The sequence below is a fragment of the Haloarcula sp. Atlit-47R genome (assembly GCF_003665985.1).
GTDB lineage: Archaea > Halobacteriota > Halobacteria > Halobacteriales > Haloarculaceae > Haloarcula > Haloarcula taiwanensis.
Map to the genome: position 1 here is coordinate 359,208 of NZ_QPLQ01000004.1, position 21,996 is coordinate 381,203.

The 21,996-nt window shown below is 64.0% G+C and carries 21 protein-coding genes; 6 read left to right on the top strand and 15 right to left on the bottom strand.

Annotated features, from left to right (window positions below; all coding sequences use genetic code 11):
* Positions 1 to 16: 16 nt before the first annotated feature.
* Together DVK00_RS16500 and DVK00_RS16505 are read right to left on the bottom strand one after the other, a co-directional pair.
* Positions 17 to 754: a sporulation protein gene (locus tag DVK00_RS16500; protein WP_121578044.1), complete on the bottom strand. Its 738-nt coding sequence runs from the start codon at positions 752 to 754 to the stop codon at positions 17 to 19.
* A gap of 156 nt (positions 755 to 910) precedes the next feature.
* Entirely contained in the window at positions 911 to 2,047 is a 1,137-nt protein-coding gene (locus DVK00_RS16505) for a PAS domain-containing protein (protein WP_121578045.1), read from the bottom strand.
* A 200-nt stretch (positions 2,048 to 2,247) separates the two neighbouring features.
* Between DVK00_RS16505 and DVK00_RS16510 the strand changes: the two genes are divergently transcribed.
* Both DVK00_RS16510 and DVK00_RS16515 read left to right on the top strand, forming a co-directional pair.
* Positions 2,248 to 2,853, top strand: coding sequence for a zinc ribbon domain-containing protein (locus tag DVK00_RS16510; RefSeq protein WP_121537392.1), 606 nt, complete (start codon positions 2,248 to 2,250; stop codon positions 2,851 to 2,853).
* 35 nt (positions 2,854 to 2,888) lie between these two features.
* On the top strand, positions 2,889 to 4,646 hold the full coding sequence (locus tag DVK00_RS16515) for a DNA mismatch repair protein (protein ID WP_121578046.1): 1,758 nt from the start codon (positions 2,889 to 2,891) through the stop codon (positions 4,644 to 4,646).
* A 2-nt stretch (positions 4,647 to 4,648) separates the two neighbouring features.
* On the opposite strand, the gene DVK00_RS16520 is transcribed toward DVK00_RS16515, so the two are convergent.
* From DVK00_RS16520 to DVK00_RS21825, 6 genes are all read right to left on the bottom strand, one after another.
* Complete coding sequence (locus tag DVK00_RS16520; protein WP_121578047.1) at positions 4,649 to 5,104, bottom strand: SRPBCC family protein; 456 nt, start codon at positions 5,102 to 5,104, stop codon at positions 4,649 to 4,651.
* 274 nt (positions 5,105 to 5,378) lie between these two features.
* Positions 5,379 to 5,672, bottom strand: coding sequence for a hypothetical protein (locus DVK00_RS16525; RefSeq protein ID WP_101350240.1), 294 nt, complete (start codon positions 5,670 to 5,672; stop codon positions 5,379 to 5,381).
* A gap of 356 nt (positions 5,673 to 6,028) precedes the next feature.
* Entirely contained in the window at positions 6,029 to 6,199 is a 171-nt protein-coding gene (locus DVK00_RS21820; RefSeq protein ID WP_199722474.1) for a hypothetical protein, read from the bottom strand.
* 128 nt (positions 6,200 to 6,327) lie between these two features.
* Positions 6,328 to 8,709, bottom strand: coding sequence for a cation-translocating P-type ATPase (locus DVK00_RS16530; RefSeq protein WP_121537388.1), 2,382 nt, complete (start codon positions 8,707 to 8,709; stop codon positions 6,328 to 6,330).
* Positions 8,706 to 9,479, bottom strand: a complete 774-nt coding sequence (locus tag DVK00_RS16535; protein ID WP_101350242.1) for a sulfite exporter TauE/SafE family protein — start codon at positions 9,477 to 9,479, stop codon at positions 8,706 to 8,708. Before DVK00_RS16535 ends, DVK00_RS16530 begins: the two co-directional genes overlap by 4 nt.
* A 1-nt stretch (position 9,480) precedes the next feature.
* Positions 9,481 to 9,657, bottom strand: a complete 177-nt coding sequence (locus DVK00_RS21825; RefSeq protein WP_198560171.1) for a hypothetical protein — start codon at positions 9,655 to 9,657, stop codon at positions 9,481 to 9,483.
* A 167-nt stretch (positions 9,658 to 9,824) separates the two neighbouring features.
* On the opposite strand from DVK00_RS21825, the gene DVK00_RS16540 reads away from it, so the two are divergent.
* Genes DVK00_RS16540 through DVK00_RS16555 form a run of 4 tightly spaced genes read left to right on the top strand, consistent with a single transcriptional unit; the run spans position 9,825 to position 13,891 of the window.
* Positions 9,825 to 11,057: a halocyanin domain-containing protein gene (locus DVK00_RS16540; RefSeq protein WP_121578048.1), complete on the top strand. Its 1,233-nt coding sequence runs from the start codon at positions 9,825 to 9,827 to the stop codon at positions 11,055 to 11,057.
* 4 nt (positions 11,058 to 11,061) lie between these two features.
* A complete protein-coding gene (locus DVK00_RS16545) occupies positions 11,062 to 11,631 on the top strand; it encodes a cytochrome c oxidase subunit II (protein WP_121578049.1) in 570 nt (189 codons plus the stop codon).
* Positions 11,631 to 13,319 carry a b(o/a)3-type cytochrome-c oxidase subunit 1 gene (locus DVK00_RS16550; RefSeq protein WP_101350245.1) on the top strand — a complete coding sequence of 563 codons (1,689 nt, stop codon included), beginning with the start codon at positions 11,631 to 11,633 and terminating at the stop codon, positions 13,317 to 13,319. Before DVK00_RS16545 ends, DVK00_RS16550 begins: the two co-directional genes overlap by 1 nt.
* A gap of 23 nt (positions 13,320 to 13,342) precedes the next feature.
* Complete coding sequence (locus DVK00_RS16555; RefSeq protein ID WP_121512156.1) at positions 13,343 to 13,891, top strand: hypothetical protein; 549 nt, start codon at positions 13,343 to 13,345, stop codon at positions 13,889 to 13,891.
* A gap of 5 nt (positions 13,892 to 13,896) precedes the next feature.
* Here DVK00_RS16555 and DVK00_RS16560 read toward each other — a convergent pair whose 3' ends face one another.
* The 7 genes from DVK00_RS16560 to DVK00_RS16590 form a co-directional block, all read right to left on the bottom strand.
* Positions 13,897 to 15,159 (bottom strand): zinc ribbon domain-containing protein, encoded by a 1,263-nt coding sequence (locus DVK00_RS16560; RefSeq protein WP_121578050.1) that lies wholly within the window; start codon positions 15,157 to 15,159, stop codon positions 13,897 to 13,899.
* Positions 15,160 to 15,199: 40 nt separating this feature from the next.
* A complete protein-coding gene (locus DVK00_RS16565) occupies positions 15,200 to 16,330 on the bottom strand; it encodes a zinc ribbon domain-containing protein (RefSeq protein ID WP_121578051.1) in 1,131 nt (376 codons plus the stop codon).
* A gap of 60 nt (positions 16,331 to 16,390) precedes the next feature.
* Entirely contained in the window at positions 16,391 to 17,599 is a 1,209-nt protein-coding gene (locus tag DVK00_RS16570) for a PP2C family serine/threonine-protein phosphatase (RefSeq protein ID WP_101350249.1), read from the bottom strand.
* Complete coding sequence (locus DVK00_RS16575; RefSeq protein ID WP_121578052.1) at positions 17,596 to 18,834, bottom strand: FHA domain-containing serine/threonine-protein kinase; 1,239 nt, start codon at positions 18,832 to 18,834, stop codon at positions 17,596 to 17,598. The genes DVK00_RS16570 and DVK00_RS16575 overlap by 4 nt, the downstream gene beginning before the upstream one ends.
* Before the next feature lie 56 nt (positions 18,835 to 18,890).
* Positions 18,891 to 20,075: a VWA domain-containing protein gene (locus DVK00_RS16580; protein ID WP_101350251.1), complete on the bottom strand. Its 1,185-nt coding sequence runs from the start codon at positions 20,073 to 20,075 to the stop codon at positions 18,891 to 18,893.
* 132 nt (positions 20,076 to 20,207) lie between these two features.
* Positions 20,208 to 20,810: a hypothetical protein gene (locus tag DVK00_RS16585; protein ID WP_101350252.1), complete on the bottom strand. Its 603-nt coding sequence runs from the start codon at positions 20,808 to 20,810 to the stop codon at positions 20,208 to 20,210.
* Complete coding sequence (locus tag DVK00_RS16590; protein WP_199722475.1) at positions 20,800 to 21,915, bottom strand: DUF3179 domain-containing protein; 1,116 nt, start codon at positions 21,913 to 21,915, stop codon at positions 20,800 to 20,802. Before DVK00_RS16590 ends, DVK00_RS16585 begins: the two co-directional genes overlap by 11 nt.
* Positions 21,916 to 21,996: the final 81 nt, after the last annotated feature.

Sequence of the window (21,996 nt, forward strand, 5' to 3'; positions counted from 1 at the left end):
AGCGTACGCCAGCAGCCTAGCTCAATTCCCGGATCGCTTCCGCGAGTCGCGGCTCGATAGCAGCAGGCTCAGGCGCTTCTATCGTGAGTTTCGTGTGTCGCTCGTCGGCGTCGGTCATCTCCGAGAGCAGTCCGGCGCTGCGGTCGACCTCCAGATACACCGTGAGATGGCTGTCGTCGAACACCGGGACGACTTCCACCTCGTCGACCTGCTCCGCGAACTCGCCGCGCTGTGGCCGGAACTCGAACTCCTGAACGAAGTTCGTCGAGGTGGTAAACAGACTCCCGGCTGTGGCCTCACAGGCAGAGGCATGGAGCGAGAAGCCGAGCGAATCGAGCGCGTCGAACACTGCCTGCGTGCGGTGTGTCGGTTCGACCTCGATGTAATCCTCGTCACCGGGGTCGACCGCCATCGAGATATCGAGTCCGGTCTCGATTTCGACGGCCGTCGAGCGTGTCGTTACAGGCGTCACCCGGGGAATATGGACGGTCGTCTCGAAGCGACGTTCCTCACCCGCCTCGATGGTGAACGGCTCGGTGAGTTGCCACTGGTCGATGATGGCGTCCTTGTACCCCTCGTCGGATCTGTACTCAGTTTCCAGCGCGAAGTAGATCGCGTCGATATCCTGGTCCGTCGAGCCGCCCTCAACGTGAACTTCGCCACGGACGGACTCACCGGCTCTGACGGAATCTTCCGGCAAGACCGTGTCCACCGTAGCAGACCCGATGCCGATTCTGGAAAGCACGTCTTTCATTGGTAGTGTGCAATTCAACCGTCATATAGTATAAAGTTCAGGGCGATACGGGGCGAAGAAATTGCGTATCGACGGACACGGGCGCCTGCGCGTGGCGGCCCATCAGCACATAGAGCCGTCGATACCGACTGGTATCTGCGACAGTTGCCCAATCGATCAGGTGTCAAGGGCATCCTGACCGAGTATGACCAGCCCCGCTATGTTGTTATCCAGATCAGTCAGAGAGTGGGCGCGGAACTTGTATGGCTGTCGCTGACCGCTGTCGAGTCGAAGGCTGGCCGTGACAGTCGTTCGGCCAGTACGGAGTGCGTTGTCAACCGCGTCAGTAATCATCTCCCGCTCGTCGTCAGGAAACAAGTCAGTGATCGCCGTTCCAACGGCTGTCTGTTCGGTGTGGCCAGTAGCCTCGAGTGCGCGGCGGTTACAGTGCTTGAGGGTGCCATGAGTATCTGTAACGAACAGTGGCTCATCGAGCGTGTCGAGCGCTTGTTGAATGACCGCCCGCTCCTCGCGTAACTCCTGCTCACGGGCGTACCGTTCGGTGATGTCGGTAAACGCGACGACGAGTTGCTCGACCTCACCGTCTCTGATAATCGGCGTGGTATTGACTTCATGGACGACTTCGCCGACCGGATGAGTAAGGGTCACCGTATATGAAATTGTTTCTCGCATGTCGACGCATTTCCGATACGCGCCGGCGACCGCTCTGGCATTCTCGTCGCCGAGTGCCTCCTGTGGGGTCTTACCGATAAGTTCTGACTCTGCAAGTCCGGTAAACTCCTGAACCCGTGAGTTACACCGACGGAAGCGAAACCCGTCTTGCTCGACATCAACAAGCAGGAGTCCGTTCCGCGCGTTCTCGAAAACAGCGGCGTACTCCTCTTTGGTCTCGCGTAGCTGTTTTTCCGAGTGATACCGGGTGACAGCGTTGTTAATACGGTTGGCCAGTAGTTCGTACTGATCAGTTCCGGATTGTTTCTGTAGGTAGTCAGTTGCGCCAGCAGAGATCGCATCGCTTGCGATCTCTTCGCTTCCTCGGCCAGTAAACAGAATGAACGGGAGTTTGGAGTGTTCCGCCCGGACGGCTTGTAAAAACTCAAGTCCGTCGATACCGGGCATCTCAAAGTCGGAAACGATGCAGTCAGGGGAGAAATCGTCGAGTAGCTGTAGCCCCTCTGTCGCGCTTGCAGCAGTCTCCACGTTGAACCGACTGTCCTTGCGTTCGAGGAGGTCGGCAGTCAGGCTAGCAAGCCCCTTATCGTCATCGACATGTAGAATGTCAACGCTCCCCATATGCTTTGGTTGGACTGTACTGGATTATTTCTTTCTATCATCCAACTGATACTACGGCCCGGAAACACACCGCAAAGACAGCGCATTCTACTCCACTGGTCGTGCAATGCTGTGGCTTAGTATCATAGCATCTAACGACCAAGTTCTGTGTATTTGACACTATCCGGGTCACTCAAACCACTCGGGGCACAAAGGGAAGCATGACCGAGTGGCGTGACGCGTCGGCTCCCACCTGTCCAGAGTGTGATGAGTCGCTGGAACCCACCGCGATGACCTGCCCACACTGTGACGCGACGCTGCTCACCGACGAACAGACCGAGATGCTCGACGAGCGCCTGACCGAGACGCTTGAGTCGATGGACTCCGGTGCGCCGACGTGGGCAGTCACGCTCACTGGCCTCTCGCTCGGAATCGCCATTGCGCCGCTCGTGCTGTACGCGGTCGTCATCCTCGTCGGCGATCTCTCGCTTCCCGTGGCCGTCGGCGTCCTGCTGGCCGGCTGGCTCGTCCCGGCCGCATATCTCTCTCGGCTTCGCAATCCCAGCGAGGTGCTGGCCCGCGGGCTGTACCTCGTCGTCGCCGGTGTAGCCGTCGTCGTGGTCGTAGTGGGATATGAGGTCTGCCTGTCGAATGGCCCATCAGTCGTCTCCGAGCAGACTGCGCTCGTGTCGCTCGGTCTGGCGATTCCGGCGGCACTGGGCGCGCTCATCGCGCGTCGCGCCGCCCGACGGGCTGACCGGCAAGCCCGCGGAGAGCCGGGGCCGCTGCACGAGCGATTCAGTATCGACGACGAGTCCGACGACTGAAAACGCCTAAGCGGGCCGCCGTTCTCCACCCGTGCATGCGACTGGAGGAGTACTGGGGCATCGGCCCGAAGACGTCCGAACTGCTCACCGAGGAGCTGGGCGTCGAGCGGGCCATCGAGGCAATCGAGTCGGCGGATACACGAGCGCTAACCACGGCTGGCCTCTCTCGGGGGCGCGCAACGCGCATCCTCCGGCGGGCGACCGGGGCCGAATCGATGGGCCTGCTCGCCACCAGAGACACCCGCGACGTGTACAAGGAACTGCTTGACCTCGCCGAGGAATACGCGGTCACGGCGGCTGCGGCCGACAGCATCCGGGTGCTGACGCCGCTGCCGACCCGCGAGGCGATGGACGAGCGGCTGGACGACGTGCTCGAAGCGCGGGACACGTGGGCCGGCCTCGCCGACGAGGACCAGCGGGCCGTCCTCGACGCCTTCGATGCCTTCGACGCGGACGGAGGAGAACTGGCCGCGGTCGACGTGGCGCTCGCCCTCCGTGACACCGGCATCGAGAGCGGTGTGTTCGAGCCGCTGGCGGCTATCGACGGTGAGTCCCTGTCGGCCGGCCGGGCAGCTCTCGCCGGCCTCGCGGGCGACGGTAACTCCGTCGGCGAGGGAGCCGACGAGGGACTGGACCGCCTGCGCGACCAGCTGGGGCAAATCGAAGACCTCGCGGCCGCCTCGATGGAGGTCGTCGAGGCCGTGCAGGAAGGTGCGCGGCGGCCCGACGAGTTCCAGGACGCCCTCGTTCGCCACGTCACGGATGAGACGGGCATCGACGCCGCCAGGGTGCGCGATGCGATGCCGCGGGAAGCAACCGATGCCCGTGATTTCGTCGACGTGGCGCTCCGAGAACTCCGGACCGCGCTACGAAGCGACGTGCAAGAACGTGAGCAGGCGGTCGCCGACCGGTTGGAAGACGACCTCGCCGATGCGCGTGCGGAGATCGACGCCGCGGTCGAGGCGGTAGACGACATCGCCTTCTCGGTGTCGCTGGCCCGGTTCGCCATCGCGTTCGACCTGACCCGCCCCACCTTCGTCGAGGGCCGCAAGACTATCGCGGTGCAACGGGCCCGCAACCTCACAATCGCCGACGTGGAGAGCGTCCAGCCGGTCACCTACGCCATCGGCGACCACACGCTGGAGCTAGACCGGGCGAACCGACCGCCCAGCGGCGACCGGGTGGCCGTTCTCACTGGCGCGAACTCCGGCGGGAAGACGACCCTGCTGGAGACGCTGTGTCAGGTCCAGTTGCTCGCCCAGATGGGGCTGCCCGTGCCCGCCGACGCCGCCGAGGTGAGCGTCGTCGACACCGTCGTGTTCCACCGCCGGCACGCCTCGTTCAACGCCGGCGTCCTCGAATCGACGCTGCGCTCTGTCGTGCCGCCGCTGACCGAGAGCGACCGGACGCTGATGCTCGTCGACGAGTTCGAGGCCATCACCGAACCCGGCTCCGCCGCCGACCTCCTCCACGGACTCGTGACGTTGACTGTCGACCGCGACGCGCTGGGCGTGTTCGTCACGCACCTCGCGGACGACCTGGAACCGCTGCCCACAGAGGCCCGCGTCGACGGCATCTTCGCTGAAGGGCTGAATCAGGACCTCGAACTGCAGGTCGACTACCAGCCTCGGTTTGGCACGGTCGGAAAATCCACACCGGAGTTCATCGTCTCCCGACTGGTCGCGAACGCCAAGGACCCCGTCGAGCGAAACGGGTTCGAGACACTCGCCACGGCCGTCGGCGAGGAAGCGGTCCAGCGGACGCTCTCAGACGCCCTCTGGACCGACGAGTAGGGTTACGCCGTAGTGGCCTGCGCTTTGCCTTCGACTGCCTCGGCGACGTTGTCCAGCAGCCGCCGCACCTCCCGGCGGTTGTACCACCGGATAAGCGGTGCGAGGAGCGCCTCTGGGAGTGGGCCCGGAACCTCGTAATCGGCCGCGTAAGTGAGGCGCGTGCCGCCGTCCTCGGGTTCGAACCACCAGGCGATGCGTCCCGTCAGGTCACCATGCATCTCGTAGACAATTCGCGCCGGCGGTTCGTACGTCGACGCCTGCACCTCGCCGGTAAACGTGAGTCCGAACATGGTATACTCGTAGGCGGCACGGTTCCCGGCGTTCGGCAACCGCTCGATGCGCTCGGCGCGGGTCAGGCTCGGCGTGACGGCCGCCTGGTTCGACGGCTCGTCCATGAACGCAAACACCGTCTCGACTGGCGCATTGAGCCACCGGTCGTCGGACGTATGGACGGTCATACATACCGCTTCGTGCGCCAGTATCTTACAGGCTCGGCTCACAGTGACCGCAAGCGAGGGTACCGGTTGTGACCGGCCCCGGCGGCTACAGCCGCCGAGTGCGGCGTGACCGGGTTCTGTTCTTCGAGTCGCGTCGCCGCCTACCGATGACGGCGGCGAGGTATATTCGATGCATGGGTGTGGACTTCCCGGCAGGAATCGAACCTGCACCGGGCGGAGGCCCGGATCCGTCTGGAATGTTCGGGAAGACAGCGACGATGGAGGAAGGCGGGACTTACGCATCACCGGTCACGTCGACGCGGTTGACCGCCATCACGCCGAACCCTTCTTGCAGGAGTTCAGTGCGGTCGCCGTCGACCTGCATCGTCAGCGACACATCTGCGTCGACTCGGATATCGGTCCAGGTGGGCCGCACGCTGGTCACGCGGTCGACGGCCACGTCTTCGACGCCGTCGACGGCCGCGAGGACGTCGGCGACACCGGCTGCGAGGGTCTCGGACCCGCCACGCGGAACGCGCAGTGATACGTCGGCCGATACCTCGGTCGGGGGGGTCGCCTGCAGCGACATAACGCCGACGGCCGGGGTCGAACCGGGCCACGAGGGCACTCACCAGTCGAGTCGCGTCGGTCGGGAACCGCACGGGTGGCGGGCATGTACGTCCGGCCCGGAGCGGCCGGTACAGGATTCCCACACCGGGACGATGGGGAACCCGACAGCTGGACAGCGAGATAGCTACACGGCACAGTACAGGCTCCGGGGCGAGTCCCGACACGCCGACAGGCCACACCGGACGGTGTGAACCTATCTGAGCCGGTGGGCCGACCGGGAAGCGGAGCCTCACTACTCGACAGTGAGCCGGATCGAATCGCCGCCGCAGTGCGGCGTCCGTGAGTGGGACGCCGGTCCCACGGCGGCGAACCGGTCTATGGTGCCACGAACGGAATCTTCACCGAGCGGGTGTCCGCGGCAGCCCGTTCCCCGATAAGGGGTGCATACTCGACCGTAGCATCAAGGCTACGTTCGATGGCCGACCGCCCGCTGTACAGCCAGCGAGCGAACGACGTTGGCGCGGGAACGGGAATTGCGTAGGTCATGGGTCACCACGTCGGTGAAAGCGACGTATATACGACCAGAACCGGTGATATATTAAATCTGTTTCAGACATGATACCATATGACAACCGGCTGCAGTTACTGAGACGGCTGCAGTCCACAATACGATGTCAGTCGGCCGCTGCTGGCTGTTTCGGTGCGGCCGGTTCGTCAGCATTCGCCTCGCCGTGTGACGCTGTCCCCGCCAGCGTCCGCGTGGAGTTGCCCACGACGAGCAGACTGCTCGCCGTCATCGCCAGGGCCGCAAACAGCGGATTGAGAACGCCGAGCAGCGCGAGCGGGAGCGCAACGGCGTTGTAACAGAACGCCCACGCGAGGTTCTGGCGGACGCGGGTGCGGGTCGCGGCCGTCACCGCGAACACGTCGGGGACGGCCCGCAGGTCGTCGGTCGTCACGACCGCGTCGGCCGCGTCGGCGGCCAGCGACGTGCCCGACGCCATGGCGATACCCACGTCGGCGGCGGCGAGCGCCGGCGCGTCGTTGCTCCCGTCGCCGACCATGGCGACGGTCCCGCGGGACTGCAGCCGCTCGACGACCTCGGCTTTCGCCTCCGGCGGGACGCCGGCAAACACCTCGTCGACGCCGTCGTGGCGGTCGAAGGGGGCGGCGGCCTCGGGGCGGTCGCCGGTGATGACGACCACGTCGCGGTCCCGGGCGAGCGTCGAGACGACCGACTCCCAGTTCGCGCGGAGCCTGTCCCCCGCGACGAGCACGTCCCGCGCCGTGCCGTCCCAGCCGACCAGCGCCGGGACCCGCCCGTTCTCGGTCGCGCGCTCACACCGGCTCCGGAGCCCGCTTGGCACCTCGAACCCGAGGTCCTCGAGCAGCGCCCGGGTCCCGACGACGACCCGGTCCCCGTCGACCGTCGCGCTGACGCCCTGGCCCGGGTGTTGCTCGAACTCGGAGACGGCCGCGTCGGGGACCGGAACGGCGTCGGTCACCGCCTCGGCTACGGGATGGTCCGCGAACTGCTCGACGGCGGCCGCCCGGGCCATCGCCCGGTCGTCGGCCCGCTCCAGCAGTTCCATCTCGCCGGTCGTCAGCGTGCCCGTCTTGTCGAAGGCAACCACGTCCGCGTCGGTCGCCGTCTCGAACACCGCGTCGCCGGTGACGACGGTGCCGCCGTCCAGCGCCCGGCGGATGCCGGCCGCGGTCGCAAGCGGCGTCGCAAGCCCCAGCGCGCAGGGACAGGAGACCACGAGCACCGCCAGCCCGGTCAGCATTGCGTCCGTCAGCGTTGCGCCGGTGACGAGATGCCCGCCGGTGGCGAGCACAGCCAGAACGACCACCAGCGGGACGAAGACGGCGGCGATTCGGTCGACCAGCCGCTGGACGCCGCCGCGGGTGCTCTGGACCTCCCACAGCAGGTTCGTGAGCCGGTCAACGGTGCTCTCGGCGTCGGGCCCGACGCGGGCGACGACGCCGCCCTGTGTCACCAGCGACCCGCCGATGACCTCGTCGCCCGCGGTCTTCCGGACGGCCAGGGACTCGCCGGTGACGAGGGACTCGTCGACGGCCGCGGTCCCCTCGACGACCGTGCCGTCGACCGGGACGCGCTCGCCGGACCGGACGACGACTTCGTCGCCCGGGTCGAGGTCGCTGACCGCGACCTCCTCGTGGTCCCCGTCGGCGCGTCGCCGGGCGCTGTCGGCCCGCTGTGTCGTGAACTCGGTGAGGCGGTCCAGCGCCCGCCGCCGGACCCGGTCCTGGTAGTAGTCGCCGACCGAGACTGCCATGACGATGACCGTCGCCACGTCGAAGTACACCTCTGTATGTCCCAAAATGACGGCGACGACGCTGTACAGGAAAGCGGTCACGGCAGCCATCGCCACCAGCAGGTCCATGTTCGGCCGGCCGGCCCGGAGGCTGACGTAGGCCCCGCGAAGCAACGGCCACCCGGTGTAGCCGACCACGACGCCGGTCATCACGGCCATGTTCCACAGCAGGTAAGCTCCTGCCTGCCCCGACGGGTCGAACAATAACAGGGACGAATCGACGCCGAGATACGCCGGGTAGAGAAAGAGGATGTACCAGAGCATGGTCATCATCCCGAAGAAGCCGCCGACGATGAGCCGGCCCTCCAGTTCGTACTCGTCGTCGGTCTCCGTGGCCTGCAGGCTGGCGCCGTAGCCGGTGCCGGCCACCGCGTCTGTGAGGTCCGATTCCGTGAGTGCGTCGGCGTCATAGGTGAGTTTCATCGTCCCCGTCGGATAGCTGGCGGCCGCGGCGACGATGCCATCGTGGTCTGTGGCCCGCGCTTCGAGGAACGTTTCGCAGGTCGCACAGTGCATCCCGTCGACCGAGAGGAAAGCCGTTTCACCGTCGGCGTCGTCCGGGTCGGGGCCAGTGTCGGCGGCGTCGCGGGTCTCCGTCGCCGGGTCGTCGAGCGTCCGTGCGACTTCCAGACAGCCGCGACAGCAGAACGTCCCCTCCACGGCATCGTCGGTGACGGGCGTGTCGACCGGCAGATCACAGAGCGTACAGTGGGTCATGTCCAGGGCATCGGCAGGGGTGGTTTCGGGATGGCGATACCGAACGCCGCAAGCCCGTTCGACAGCGGGACGAGCGCGAGCGCGATGAAAACGACACCGAGCGCCCGGTGCAACGTCGCGCGATGGCCCGGCGACAGTGTTCCGAAGGCAGTCCCGTAGGCGAACACCAGCGGAAACGTCCCGAGACCAAGCGCGGCCAGCGAGAGGCCGCCGGTGAGCGCGGAGCCGGTGGCGAAGGCGTACAGGAACGCCGGGTACAGCAGCGGGCAGGGGAGCAGGCCGTGCATCGCACCCAGCGCGACCATCCCGGGGCCGTCGACCCACCTATCGACCCTGGCAACGAGCGACGCGGAGAGTCGCTGGAACAAGTCTCCGACCAGCGGCAGCGACCGGGCCACGTCGACGGCGCGGCCACGGGAGAGATACCCCAGTCCAACGGCAATGATAGCGAGGCCGACAAAAACCCCGACGGTTCCACGGACGGCGGTCCCGAAGCGTGCCAGGCCGGCCACGTCGTACAGTACACTGCCAGCAGCGCCAAGTACCGTCCCGACGAGCGCGTAGCTCACCGTCCGTCCAGCGTTGAACAACGCGTGTTGGCGTATCTCGTGGCCTGACACCGGCCCGCCGTCGTCGAGTCTGTCGGCGTAGGTTGTGACTAACGGCCCGCACATCCCAAGGCAATGGACACTCCCAATGAGTCCCAGCCCGACGAACGCCGCGAGCCCGGCCGTTTCACCGGAACTCAGCCCCGCCGTCCCGAACTGCATGTCAGACGGTACTCGACTCTGTTGGTTGTGTCATCCAGAACAGACTGCCGGCGATGATGACGACGCTAACCAGCGAGAGCGCGACGATGGAGCGGCCGGTTCCCTGCATGTAGTATGCGACCGGCGCGAGCCCGAGCAACACCAGCAACGTTACCAGCCGGGGGCTTGACGCAGACATGTCTGGCCGTACGTTAGAGGGATTATAAAAAGAAATGGGTCGTTCCTGCCTGCTGAAAACACCATCAGGGGTTTTTTTAGGTAATCTGCTATTCTCCCAGATATGGTACGGCACGAAGCTAGAGGCAGTCAGCTGCCGGATTCGCACGACGCGGTGGGGGTGCGACGATGGCGCTGAGTCGTCGACAGTTCGTCGGTGCCGCAGCCGGGACAGCGGCACTGGCCGCAACCGGCACGGCGACAGCACAGGAGGAACCGGACTACGGCGGCTGGTTCGATGACGTTTCGAACTACGACGGGACCGTCGACAAGCGCGGGCAAGACACCGTTACGATCACTGTCGGCGCGCAGGGGAACAACGGCGCGTTCGCCTTCGACCCGGCCGCGGTGATGGTCAGTCCTGGCACGGAGGTCGTCTGGGAATGGACCGGCGAGGGCGGCGGCCACAACGTCGTCTCGGACGGCGACGGGCCGCTCGACTCCGGGGGCGCGGTCAGCGAAGCCGGCACGACCTACAGCCACACCTTCGAATCGGAGGGTATCTTCAAGTACGTCTGCATCCCACACGAGGCGCTCGGGATGAAAGGTGCGGTCGTCGTTCGGCCCGGCAGTTCGGGCGGGGGCAGCGGCTCCGGCGGCCAACAACAGCAAGGACCGCCAGCGAACCCAGACTACGGCGGTTGGTTCGATGACGTTTCGAACTACGACGGCACTACCGTCGACAGAACTGGCGACGACAGCGTCGAGATATCGGTCGGGGCACAGGGGAACAACGGCGCGTTCGCCTTCGACCCGCCCGCAGTGCGGGTGACGCCTGGGACAGAAGTGACGTGGAAGTGGACTGGTGAGGGTGGCGGCCACAACGTTGTTTCGGATGGCGATGGCCCGCTGGACTCCGGTGACCCAGTCAGCGAATCGGGGACCACCTACAGCCATACCTTCGAAGAGATGGGCGTGTACAAGTACGTCTGTACGCCTCATGCGTCACTCGGGATGAAGGGCGCTGTCGTTGTCGGTGGCCCGCTCGATGGCAGCGGTGGCGGCAGTGGCGGCGGAAGCGGACAGGAAGGTAGCGGTATCGAACTCTCCGGCCCGCAGTGGCTCCTCTCAGGCTCGGTCCTGCTTGCGTTCTTCTCGCCGCTGTTGTTCGCAGTCGCGATGCGACGCCGCCAGAACGGGCGGCCGCCACAGACGGGAGACAGTGGCGAGCTGCGTCGGGCGACCGGCCCGGAGCCGGTTGAAGAGGCTGCCGAAACTGAACCGGCCGTCGAGCTGGGCCACGACGAGTACGACCCGAAGGGAACGGCGGCGCTGGTCGCCTTCTACTTCGTGTTGATTGCCCTGCTGTGGGTGTTCATGTACTTCGTCGAGTTCCTCGGCCGCGTCTCCATAATCGGGTGATACCATGCAGGTTCATAGATTCGAAAAAGTTTGGCTCGGTGCAGCGATACTGCTCATCGTCGGGTTCATCGCGACCATCGCGTACGGTTCGGTCGGCGTTGGCGTCGGGATGGTCGATGATTCGGGCGGACAGATCAGCGCACAGGCGGTACAGAACGGGAACACTGGTACCCAGTTCGACGACCCCGGTGTCGTCAAAGAGGACGGGCAGTACGTCGTGTACGTCGTCGCCCGGCAGTTCCAGTTCGTTCCGGGAAGCGGAGACAATCCGGTGCAGGTGCCCGCAGGTGCCAACGTAACGTTCAGAGTAACCAGTGCAGACGTGGTACACGGCTTCTCTGTGGTCGAAACCAACATCAACACGATGGTCATCCCGGGCCAAGTTTCCGAAGTCTCGGCCCGGTTCAACGAACCCGGTACCTACGGGCTCATCTGCCACGAATACTGCGGGGCGGCCCATCACACGATGGGTGGCTCCGTCGAAGTCGTCCCACCGGAGGAGTACGATATGCAACAGGAGAACATCAGTCAGTCCGCAGATGATGCACAGGCCCAGGAGGAGGCGGATCAGTAATGGTGTTCGTCGACTCCTATCCGAAAACGTCGAAACTCGTCCGGAGCGAGTTTATTGTGGCATTTGCCGCCCTCGGAATCGGCGCGCTATTTGGCATCATCCAGTCGCTTCACCGCACTGGCGTGTTCCGCGGGTTCGTCAGTTCGGCGGACTACTACACGATTCTGACGGGCCACGGCGTCCTGCTGGCGCTCGTGTTCACCACGTTCTTCATCGCGGGGCTGTTCACGTGGGCTGTCGCTAACAGCCTCGAACGCGAGCTACCACACCGCATCGCTTGGTCGGCCTTCTGGGTAATGCTCACGGGGACAGTGCTCGCGGCCGTGTCCATCATCGGTGGTATCGTCGGCGCGCCGTCGGTTCTGGGTCACGACCTCGAAGCCGACGTGCTGTTTACCTTCTACGCCCCGATGAAGGCGCACCCGGCGTTCTACATCGGTGCCGCGCTCATCATCGTCGGTTCGTGGATCGCCGGCCTCGCGTACTTCAAGGCGCTGTGGGAGTGGCGCTCTGAGAACCCGGATGAGCGCATTCCCCTGCAGACGTTCATGGTCCTGACGACGATGCTGATGTGGTACGTCTCCACCATCGGCGTCGCCGTCGAGGTCGTCGTATTCCTCATCCCGTGGTCGCTCGGACTTATCCAGAACATCGACCCGCTGCTGACCCGGACACTGTTCTGGTACTTCGGCCACCCGGTCGTGTACTTCTGGCTCATGCCGGCGTACCTCGTCTGGTACACTATCCTGCCGAAACTGGCCGGCGGGCGACTGTTCAGTGACCCGCTCGCTCGCGTGGTCTTCGTCGCTTTCCTCCTGCTGTCGACCCCGGTCGGCTTCCACCACCAGTACACCGACCCCGGTATCCCGTCAGGGTACAAGTTCATCGCGATGACGAACACGATGTTCCTCCTGTTGCCCTCGCTGTTGACCGCGTTCACCGTGGTTGCCTCGGTTGAGCATGGGGCTCGCCAGCGGGGTGCAAAGGGCTACATCTCTTGGCTTCGGGATCTGCCCTGGGGTAAGCCGGCCTTCGCCGGCTGTATGCTCGCCGGGCTGATGTTCGCCGCCGGTGGCTTCTCCGGCATGATTAACGCCGGGATGAACATCAACTACCTCATCCACAACACCATCTGGGTGCCTGGCCACTTCCACCTCACCGTCGGGACCGCGTTCGCACTGACGGCGATGGCTATCAGCTACTGGCTGGTCCCACAGATCACCGGGAAGAAACTCCGACAGCGAAGCCTTGCTTCAGTGCAGCCGTACGTCTGGTTCGTGGGCATGGCAGTGATGTCGAACGCAATGCACCGTGCGGGCCTCGCCGGTATCCCGCGACGGACTGCCGAACCGACCTACGACGAGTTCGCGTTCGAGGGTGTCGCCGGAACGGTCGGCGAGATGCGCCTGCAGATCGCTATCGGCGGCTTCCTGCTGTTCGTCGGCGCGGCGATGTTCCTCATCGTCATGGCCGACACCCTGCTCGCTCGCCGTGGCGGGACGCTGTCGGTCAACGGCAATATCCCGGAACCGCTGTCCGGCGCCGATCACAGCCCGCGCATCCTCGACAACTACAAGCTCTGGACGGCGATTGCCCTGCTGCTCATCGTCATCGCCTACGGGCCGCCGCTCGCCAGCATGGTTGCTGACGGACTATTCGCGCCCGGTAGCCCGCCAATCCCAGTCTAACACCACTTCACTACTCTCTCATCATGTTCGAAGACGTCGACGGGCCGGAGCAGAAAACGCTGCTACGACTCCTCATCATCGTCGGAATCGGTTTGCCCATCCTCATCGAAGTCGTTACCTTCGGGAGTATGATGGGGCATCACTTGCTGGGAGACACCGGCGCTGAAGCGGTCCCCGAAACGCCGACAGCGGCGGAGACTGGTGCCGGCGTCGGTGACCCGATTCTGGAATCCGCGGATGTCTCGGCCCGGATCGATGCGGCGTCTGTCGTCACCGCTGACGAGGGGTGGCGGTTCACGCTTACGGTCAACGTGACGAACACCGGGGCAGACCCCGCAGCGGTTCGTCTCGACAGCGTTACCACCCGCGGCGGGGAGACGGTTGCGGATACCGCGAGCACTGGACAGCTACCAGTGGGAAACACTGATAACGTAACGCAGTCGTGGCTCCTCCCTCCCGGCGAGCGCCCGGAAAGCGTCTCTGTAACGGTGTTTGTGTATCCGGACGGGGACGGAGTACAGTCGACGCAATACACCGTCGCACTCGGTGATATTCCCGTTTCGAACCGCTGACCGCCTCACCCGTCGACAGGGTCGTCACAGGACGGGCAGATGTCGGCATCAGACGGAAGCGACTCGCCGCATTCGCTACAGTACGACTGGCCGGCGTCGCGGCCGCCCGGCGTGAAGACAGACGTATCATCCATCCACGCTTCGTCGGTTGTCTCATTCGTATCGCCCGGTCCAGCCGTCTCCGAGTCCATGTCTGTACCACTGTGGTCGACCGGGCCCTCAGGGTCCGCGTCGTCGTCTGACGACTGCGCGTTGTTCTGTGCTGATTCGTGAGCTGCCGGTTCCGCCGCCGGAACCTCGTCGGGTGAAAACACTCGTGTCCCGGTGTGCCCCGGTGACTCCACGTCACTGCCAGCGGCTTCCGTGTCGGTTTCCTCTCCAGTCTGGTCCCGGGACTCCGGTGCGGCGTCGGCAGCCTGTTCGGCAGCTGGGCTCCCCTCGCCGTTTTGCGCCGTCCCGACCGGCGGCATAACCGGGAACCGCTGGTCAGGACGGCGCTGCGGGTTCGAAAGCGGTGCGCGGATTCTGACGACGGCCCCGGCGAGCAACTGGAAGAGGAGGTACGCACTCGCCAGTACACCGGGGACGGCAATGCAGAGGAGTGTGGCCTGTGCTGGCTGGACGCCCATCAGTTGGAGTGCCGCCTCACCCACGGGACTAACGCCGGCCTGAGTCAGCCACGGTGACAGCCCCGACTGGACGCCGGGTGCGGTGACCATCTGGACCAGCCACCCAGTACTAAGCGAGACTGCGCTTACAAACACCAGCAGCGACAGGAATGAGGGGACCGAAAGTGTGTACACACGGTGACCGTAAGCGACGGTCCGAACGACCAGATGCACTGTTCCGAACAGTGCAACCACCGTGAGCGGCCCTCGCTGACCGAGACTCAGACTCACCAGCAGGCAGCCGAGGAGCACACTGCCGGGGATAGCGAGCAACAGACTCGGGTGGTCCAGCCGATACGCGTCGACGAGGTTGCCGTGCCTGTTCCGAAGCCGGCGGTTGATGAGGACGACGGTGGCCAGCGACGGACCGCCGAGCCAGAGACCAGTGGCAAGTACAGTTCGTAGCGAGACGGTTCGACCAGCAAATGTCGCGAGAACAGGTCGTTCGAGCCCCGAGAACTGCGCCAGCAGCAGCCCCGTCGCGAGTACCCAGCCACCGTAGACGAGCCATGCCACGCCCATGCCAACAAACAGCCAGGTTTCAACTCGCAGTAATGCGGCGGACTCACGGACTTCCAGCCACAGTCGACCACGCTCCATCAGCCTGATGTTTCCCGACCGACCGCTTAATTATGGGTGGTCACGCCGCCCGAATTGTCATCGTGGCGACACCAGACAGTTCGAGTTCGTCGCCCGGTTGGATTGGTTCCCGGTCGCCCTTCTGCAGTTGGGTCTCGTTCAGCCGCGTCGGGTTGTCCCCGAGATCGACGACATAGTACCCGTCGGGCTGTCGGTCAAACCGGACGTGTTCGCGGTGGATTCGGACCGCTTCGTCTTCCGGTCGCCCGGCGTCCAGTAGCGCCGCCCGGATTTCCCGGCCGATGCGGTCCCCGTCTTCGACGGTGATGTCTCGACCTTCGACCGCGAGGACGAGTTTGTCCGGGACCGTCGCGTCGTCGGTGGACTGTGAGGCGAGTGTGTCGACGGCGTTGCCCGTGGCTGCTGGCTCACTCTCCGTCTCGTCGGCAGTCGACGACTCAGCTGTCGAATCAGCCGTCGATGTGTCACGGTCGCCGCGATGCGCGTCGAGATCTTCCCCACAGTTGACACAGAAACTGGCGTCGTCGTCAACAGCGGTGTCACAGGACGGGCACGCGTCGAGTGAACCGTCGTCTTCCGGTGTGATGTCCTGTACGTCGGCACCACAGGCGACACAGAAATTCGCATCGGCGTCAAGTTCGCAGTCACAGTCCGGACAGCTAATCGTCGCCACGTCGTCATCTGCCTCCGAGGTTTCGTCGGATGTCTCGGCGTCCTCATCAGAGTCACTGCTGTGCTGTTTCGAGGTCCCGTCGGCCTCGTCGGGTTCCGTCGTACCGTTCGGCCTGGTTCCGTTTTCGGCCTCGATGTCGGCGTCAGTTTCGTGTTCCGTCACTGTCTCTGCCGTTTCCGCCGTCTCGTCACCGACCTCGGCTGCCCCAGTATCCGAGGCCGCATCCGCCGATGCTTCGTCTTCGGTGTGGCTATCAGGGGTGTCGGATTCGTCGGTAGCCTCTACGGCCCGGCCATCCATTGGGTCCGTCTCGTCCGTGCCTTCCGGTATCAGGTCGGCGTCGTCCGGTACCCCATCATCGGTAGCAAAATCGGCGGCGCTTTCGTCAGTGTGTTGCCACTCACCACAGTCCGGGTTTGTGCACCATCCGCCCGCGACTGTCGGATCAAAATCCTCGTCGCATATGGGGCATTTTACCGTGCGGTCGGATTCAGGCATGGATTTCGTTAGGCCCTACAGAGTCGAGAAATAAAATACTTGTCCCACGAAACTTTCTCTCTACTCGTCTGTCATGATCACTGTGTCACGTTCGGAAATATCGAGGTCTGGATCGATATCTCGAACTGGCATACCGCCGCTTTCCGGCGTTTTCGGGAGCGCACTATCAGCAAACAGGAGCACGGAGATGTTGTCCTTCCCGCCGCGGTTGTTTGCCAGTGACACGAACTCCTGACTCGCCGCGTCGAGGGACGCTGCGTCGAGGACAACGTCACGGATCTCGTCGTCCGTGACAGCCGCTTCGCGGATACGCTCGGCCACCGTATCGGCGTGGTCCGAATCGACGTACTCCTCGTACAGTTCCGGTGCGTCGGTCTGGGCGTCGATGAGTCCGTCGCTGGTCGCCAACACCGTGTCTTCCGCGTACAGCCTGACTGTGCGCGTGTCCACCCCGACAGTCGCCTCGTCGGGGTCCTCGTAGCCGGACCCGCCCAGCGCGCGTGTGATCTCGTTCCCGTTCGGGTGGACGTGTGCCTCGACGGGGTCGATTTCGTCGTTGTCGACCCATTCCTGAACGACGGCGTGATCTCTGGTCAACGGCGAGATCGTTTCACGGACACTGTTGACGACGTAGGCCCGGCTATCACCGACCCAGCCGTAATGGAGCTTGCCGTCGGCGTAGATCCCCGCGACAACCGTCGTGTAGGATTGGGTCCCGGTCTCGTTTGCGTACCGGATGATCTCGCGGTGGGCCGCCGTAATCGCCTCCGCCACGGCAGTTTCGAGTTCGCGCTCACCGGGCGGGTCCGGAAGGACGTCACGGGCCACATCCACATCGAAGCCTCCGGGATAGCTCCGGGCCGTCCGGATCGCCACGGGGGCAAGCTGTTCAGCCACAATAGTCGTCGTGATGTACGACGCGATATCGCCGGCATCGTGTCCGCCAGCGCCGTCAGCGACCACGAACACGCCGGCCGAGCGGTTCATCGGCTTCCCATCGCCATCGGTGTCAGACGTATCTGCGTCGGCAGTGTCGGCTGCGTCCGTGTCGTCAGCGGTATCGGCCGCCGTCTCAGTACCGGCTGTCTCGCCTGTCACATCCGCCGTCTCGTCGCCGCCTGCTGTGACCGGCTCCTTCGACTGTGGTCTGTCTTGCCCGCGGTAGCCGTCTCGATGGCCCTCCTCAAACACCGTCAAAGAGACGCTGTCCTCGTTGATGCCCTGTCCTCGCTTCCTGTCGCCGATGTCATAGTTCGTACTGTATCTCATGACTCCTCCGGGTGGAACTCGAACGTGACCCCGTAGGTCGGATGGACCAGCGACACCAGATCGCCGTCACTGAGTGTCACCGATTCGGGGGGCACGTCGCCGTGTCTGTCGGTCGGGTCCTCGCCTTCGGAACGCAGGCGGTTGCGTCCGGGTTCGGAGAGGACTCGCTGCCAGCCAGCCCCTTTCTGGACGAACGTCCCGTTGAGGCTCCGGTCGTGGAGGGCCCACTCGCCGTCCTCGATATCGAACTGTACCTGCACCGAGGAGATGTACTCTCCCTGCGGATCTTCGATTGTTATCGATGCCGGGGGACCGCTCGCGCCCTGTCGCCCGATAGTGTCGCCCGGTTCAACGGTGAACTGCCTGTCCGCCTGGATGTACGTCACCGACGCTGTCGCGGGCGGCGTCGGATCGCGCCGTTCAAGCACCTCCTTGAGGACCGTCGCGTTCCGGTATCGGTCGCGGTAATGTGACTGCGTGGCCCGTTCGACGATTTCAGCCAGATAATCGTCGCAGTCAGCCCCGAAGGCCTGCGGGTTCACCCCGTCTTTTTTCGGGACGCTCCCTTTCAGGAGGAACAGGAGTATCTTTCCGATCGAATACACGTCCGACCAGGGACCTTGCCGAACGTCGGTTCGGCTGGCCTCGGCGACTTCACGGGGCTTGAACGGCCCCAGAATTGTCGTCCCGGTGTTCCCAGAGGCGGGGTCCCCGGAGGCGTCGAAGCCCGTCGCCGTGTTGAAATCGATCAGTGTGGGCGTGATGTCGGGCGTGAGCATCACGTTCTCCGGTTTCAGGTCCCGGTAGACGATCTCGTTCTCGTGGAGAAATCCCATCGCATCACAGAGGTCGATGCCGATCTGACGGACCTGTTCGCTGTCGTCAATCGGGCCGTGCTGGTCGATGACTTCGTCAAGTTCGATCCCGTCGACGATTAGCTGAACGACCAAGAACGGAACGTTACGCTCCGTGACTTGGTCGTAGTAGTCCATCACGTTCTCGTGGCCGCCGGCCCGACGAATGCGTTCCAGCGAGCCGACCTCCTTTTTGAAGTATTCCTCGATGATGTCGGGGTCGTTCTGGGATTCGGTGTAGTTGGGGTATTTCACGGCGACCGACTCGCCGCTGTCGATGTCTCTGGCGCGGAACGCCTTTGCGAACCCCCCCTTGCCGAGGAACTCTTTAAGTTCGTACTGGCCGGCAATGACATCACCGCTCTCAGGTTCCCAGTTCATGAATCACCTGTTTCTCCGGCCAGTGGCGGCCATGCTGACAACACAGATCCGGACGGTCACTTCTGGATACCTTCGTCAGTGACGATTTTCGTCGCTTTGTTCTGCTCTTTGCGCCCGCCTTCCATCACGATGCGCGTCTCCCGCTCGGCTGTCTGGACGGCTTCGGCGTCCTCACCGTGGATGCGCGTCATCCGCTCCAGTTGCGTCTGGGCTTCGGCGACGTTGCCCTTGCCGAGTTCCGTCTTGATTACAGTCTGGCGGTGGTCCACGTCGACCTGTTCGTTGTGCTCGGCAAGTTTCGACTCGTCGTCGGTGTAGTCGACGGTGATTGATTCCCGCGTCGTCTCACCGCCGGCGTGCAGCGTGACATCCGCCAGAGTCACGGCGTTTTGCGGGTCATTGGCCGGGGCGTGTATTTTCAGTACGACCCGCTGGGTTTCCCGCTCAAGCAGGTCGGGCAGCGGCACGACCGCCGTGTTGTCCTCCCAGTCGGGGTTCACGGACTGCGTCTGTGGGAGCGAACGGTACACCTCGCTCACTTCGACACCGTCAGCCACGTCGAGTTCGAGACGGGCGTCAGGAGCAACAACGGTCCCGGCCTCTTCAACTGCGTCGCCAAAGAACGACTCGATGTCACCGGCGGCGTCCAGATGTGTCCACTCGCCGCGAGCAACGGTCCCAAGCGTCCGAATCGTCTCCTCGCGGTAGTCGCTCCCGATGCCGGCCGCCTTGATTCTGATGCCCTCAGTGTCGATTTCGCGTGCTAGCGTCCCGAACGCTTCCGGGTCGTGGGAGTTGTCCTTCCCGTCAGAGAGGAGCAGGACCCGCCGGGCCGTGTTGTCGTCGGTCGGTAAATCCTGCAGGGACGCCTTCGCTTCCAGCAGGCCGCTGTACATATCAGTGCCCCCGCCAGCGGAAATGTCGGCGACCGCGTCCACTGCCGTTTCGCGCGAAATAGTTCCCCACCGCGTCGGCGCAAGCACCGTCGTGACCTCATTGTCGAAGGCGATGATCGAGACGTAGTCGTCTTCGTCGAGAAGCCCGAACACCCATTCAGCGCCGGCGCGTGCCTGCTCGATGTCGTCGCCGGCCATCGACCCACTGGCGTCGATACAGAGGGCGATCTGTCGCGTGGGTGGTTCCTCCAACCGTCCGGGCTCAACTTCGATTTCAGCGGTCAGTTTCGCCCCGCCCGTCGGCACGTAGGGTCGGTTGACCTCGCTCACGACAGTAGCGGTCATACTGGTAGATGGGTCGTACGGAGTGATTATATGTTTCCCTCAAATCGAGGAAAAAAGTTTCACGCACCGTCCGATTCGGTAGCCTGTTGCTACTATCTGTTCTGCGGCGGTAGGAACTATCTACGGTGCCCGTCACGCTGTCTCAACTCGACTCCCCACCCAGAGAAGGGTTCCGAACAGCGCCACGATGGTGAGCGGGAGGAGCCACTGGAACAGTGAGAGCAGCCCAGCGCTTGCCTGCACGCCGACAGCGAGCAGGATAGTGGGCCCACAGCAGGCGAACCCAGAGAGTAGTCCCGGGAGTCCCGACACAGCCCCTGCACCCGGGCCGAGACGGCAGGCCGCTGGGCCGCGCCACGCGACGACGGAGACAGCGAGGTTGAGTCCGACCAGCAATGCCAGGACTGCCCCGAGAAGCATATTCAGCGGGGCCACGAGCAGTTCGACCGGGCCGACGACCACTAGTGCAATCGGTTCCCACTGGAACGGGCCGACCTGTCGGAACGCACGGGTAAGCGGGTTACTGACGACAGACACCTCGTAGCCGGCGGGGCCGAGACCGAGGTGTCTGAGACCAGCGAGGTACAGCAGGAAGTACGTCAGTCCAGACACAGCCAGGCCCACTTGTCCGTCACGGCGGCTAAGCGCTCCGCTGACCGCAACCACGGTGTTCCGAAACAAGCGTTGGATGCTGGCAGCCACAGTAGCCCGGTCGGTCGGATTGTCAGTTGACATACGCACTCTCCGGATAGAAACCGGCCCAGGCGAACCACATCGCGTCGAAGGACAGCGTGCGGTCCAGCGGGAGTGAATCGGCAGCATACGCCGCCCCGGCAATCGTGTAGCCGTCGTCCGATGCGGTAACTGACAGCGATTCCGGGTTCGCGTACACGTACCCGGTTTCGAGGGCAGTATCCGCGACAGCGACGTACGGCGTGTCGTCGATACGACCGGTCAGCACCCGCTCGCGCAGCAGTGTTTCCTTGTCGAATGCGAGCGCCCCTGTTTCGGTCCGGGTTCCGATGACGACAGCCTTCGGATGTGCGCGGCTGTCGTCGTGTAGCGGCTCGAACAGCGTCCGCGTACTCGAATAGTAGCCGCGCTTCTCGTTGTACTGGCCGTACGGGTCAACGCCGTAGCGCCGCTGGAAACCGGTGTCTTCGGTGAGGATTCGCGTCTCCGGGTAGGTTCTAGACCAGCGATCCCACGTCGTCCAAGTGACCCGGAACTCCTGCAGTGACTCGCCAGTTAGCGGGCCTGTAATCGCTGTTGCCAGCATCTGTGGCCACCAGCTATCCGTGCCCCGGTCGTACATCGTCAGATTTGAGTTTACCAGTCGCCCGGAGACACCGAACTCCACCGGGCCACGTTCGAACCCCTGTGCGGTGCCCGTCAGCGGGCAGTACGTCACAGCGACGGCGTCGCCGGCAATGGTGTCGTTCACGATCTCGTGGTGGACAAGAATATACTGCGGATAGGCTTTCACCTCCCCATCCCGGACCAGACCGAATACCGGGTCGTCCGCAGCCAGTCCGTCCGGGGGCGTGTCGGCGAACGTCGGGTCGTCGATGGCTGGAATACCGTCTTTACGAACACCGCCGCTGACGATGTTCTCTTCGAGTGTCCCGATTTCGAAGTCTAGATGCAGGCGGCTGTCCGCTGTCGGTGGTTCTGGTCTGTCGTTCTGATCGGTTGCCGTCGACGCCGCGCTGGTTCCAGTACTAGACCCCGGTGCCGAGCCGGCTCCAGTAGTAGCACCGTCATCTCCCGCGCAGCCTGCGCCGCCGAGCGTCACACCGGCTCCAACCGTAGCGAGAAACCGTCGGCGGGAAATTTCCATATCATATATGCATTTCCCAACCACTAAGTCTCGCGGTGAGGGACCGGTAACTCCCTGCTCAGCCACTTATGCAAGAGATTT

Coding starts and splice junctions, on each gene's coding strand:
- DVK00_RS21825 (WP_198560171.1), bottom strand. CDS start 9,657: ATGTCTGCGTCAAGCCCCCGGCTGGTAACGTTGCTGGTGTTGCTCGGG.
- DVK00_RS16575 (WP_121578052.1), bottom strand. CDS start 18,834: ATGAACTGGGAACCTGAGAGCGGTGATGTCATTGCCGGCCAGTACGAA.
- DVK00_RS16530 (WP_121537388.1), bottom strand. CDS start 8,709: ATGACCCACTGTACGCTCTGTGATCTGCCGGTCGACACGCCCGTCACC.
- DVK00_RS16565 (WP_121578051.1), bottom strand. CDS start 16,330: ATGCCTGAATCCGACCGCACGGTAAAATGCCCCATATGCGACGAGGAT.
- DVK00_RS16550 (WP_101350245.1), top strand. CDS start 11,631: ATGGTGTTCGTCGACTCCTATCCGAAAACGTCGAAACTCGTCCGGAGC.
- DVK00_RS16525 (WP_101350240.1), bottom strand. CDS start 5,672: ATGTCGCTGCAGGCGACCCCCCCGACCGAGGTATCGGCCGACGTATCA.
- DVK00_RS16505 (WP_121578045.1), bottom strand. CDS start 2,047: ATGGGGAGCGTTGACATTCTACATGTCGATGACGATAAGGGGCTTGCT.
- DVK00_RS16585 (WP_101350252.1), bottom strand. CDS start 20,810: ATGTCAACTGACAATCCGACCGACCGGGCTACTGTGGCTGCCAGCATC.
- DVK00_RS16545 (WP_121578049.1), top strand. CDS start 11,062: ATGCAGGTTCATAGATTCGAAAAAGTTTGGCTCGGTGCAGCGATACTG.
- DVK00_RS16535 (WP_101350242.1), bottom strand. CDS start 9,479: ATGCAGTTCGGGACGGCGGGGCTGAGTTCCGGTGAAACGGCCGGGCTC.
- DVK00_RS16560 (WP_121578050.1), bottom strand. CDS start 15,159: ATGGAGCGTGGTCGACTGTGGCTGGAAGTCCGTGAGTCCGCCGCATTA.
- DVK00_RS16540 (WP_121578048.1), top strand. CDS start 9,825: ATGGCGCTGAGTCGTCGACAGTTCGTCGGTGCCGCAGCCGGGACAGCG.
- DVK00_RS16555 (WP_121512156.1), top strand. CDS start 13,343: ATGTTCGAAGACGTCGACGGGCCGGAGCAGAAAACGCTGCTACGACTC.
- DVK00_RS16510 (WP_121537392.1), top strand. CDS start 2,248: ATGACCGAGTGGCGTGACGCGTCGGCTCCCACCTGTCCAGAGTGTGAT.
- DVK00_RS16520 (WP_121578047.1), bottom strand. CDS start 5,104: ATGACCGTCCATACGTCCGACGACCGGTGGCTCAATGCGCCAGTCGAG.
- DVK00_RS16500 (WP_121578044.1), bottom strand. CDS start 754: ATGAAAGACGTGCTTTCCAGAATCGGCATCGGGTCTGCTACGGTGGAC.
- DVK00_RS16515 (WP_121578046.1), top strand. CDS start 2,889: ATGCGACTGGAGGAGTACTGGGGCATCGGCCCGAAGACGTCCGAACTG.
- DVK00_RS16590 (WP_199722475.1), bottom strand. CDS start 21,915: ATGGAAATTTCCCGCCGACGGTTTCTCGCTACGGTTGGAGCCGGTGTG.
- DVK00_RS21820 (WP_199722474.1), bottom strand. CDS start 6,199: ATGACCTACGCAATTCCCGTTCCCGCGCCAACGTCGTTCGCTCGCTGG.
- DVK00_RS16580 (WP_101350251.1), bottom strand. CDS start 20,075: ATGACCGCTACTGTCGTGAGCGAGGTCAACCGACCCTACGTGCCGACG.
- DVK00_RS16570 (WP_101350249.1), bottom strand. CDS start 17,599: ATGAGATACAGTACGAACTATGACATCGGCGACAGGAAGCGAGGACAG.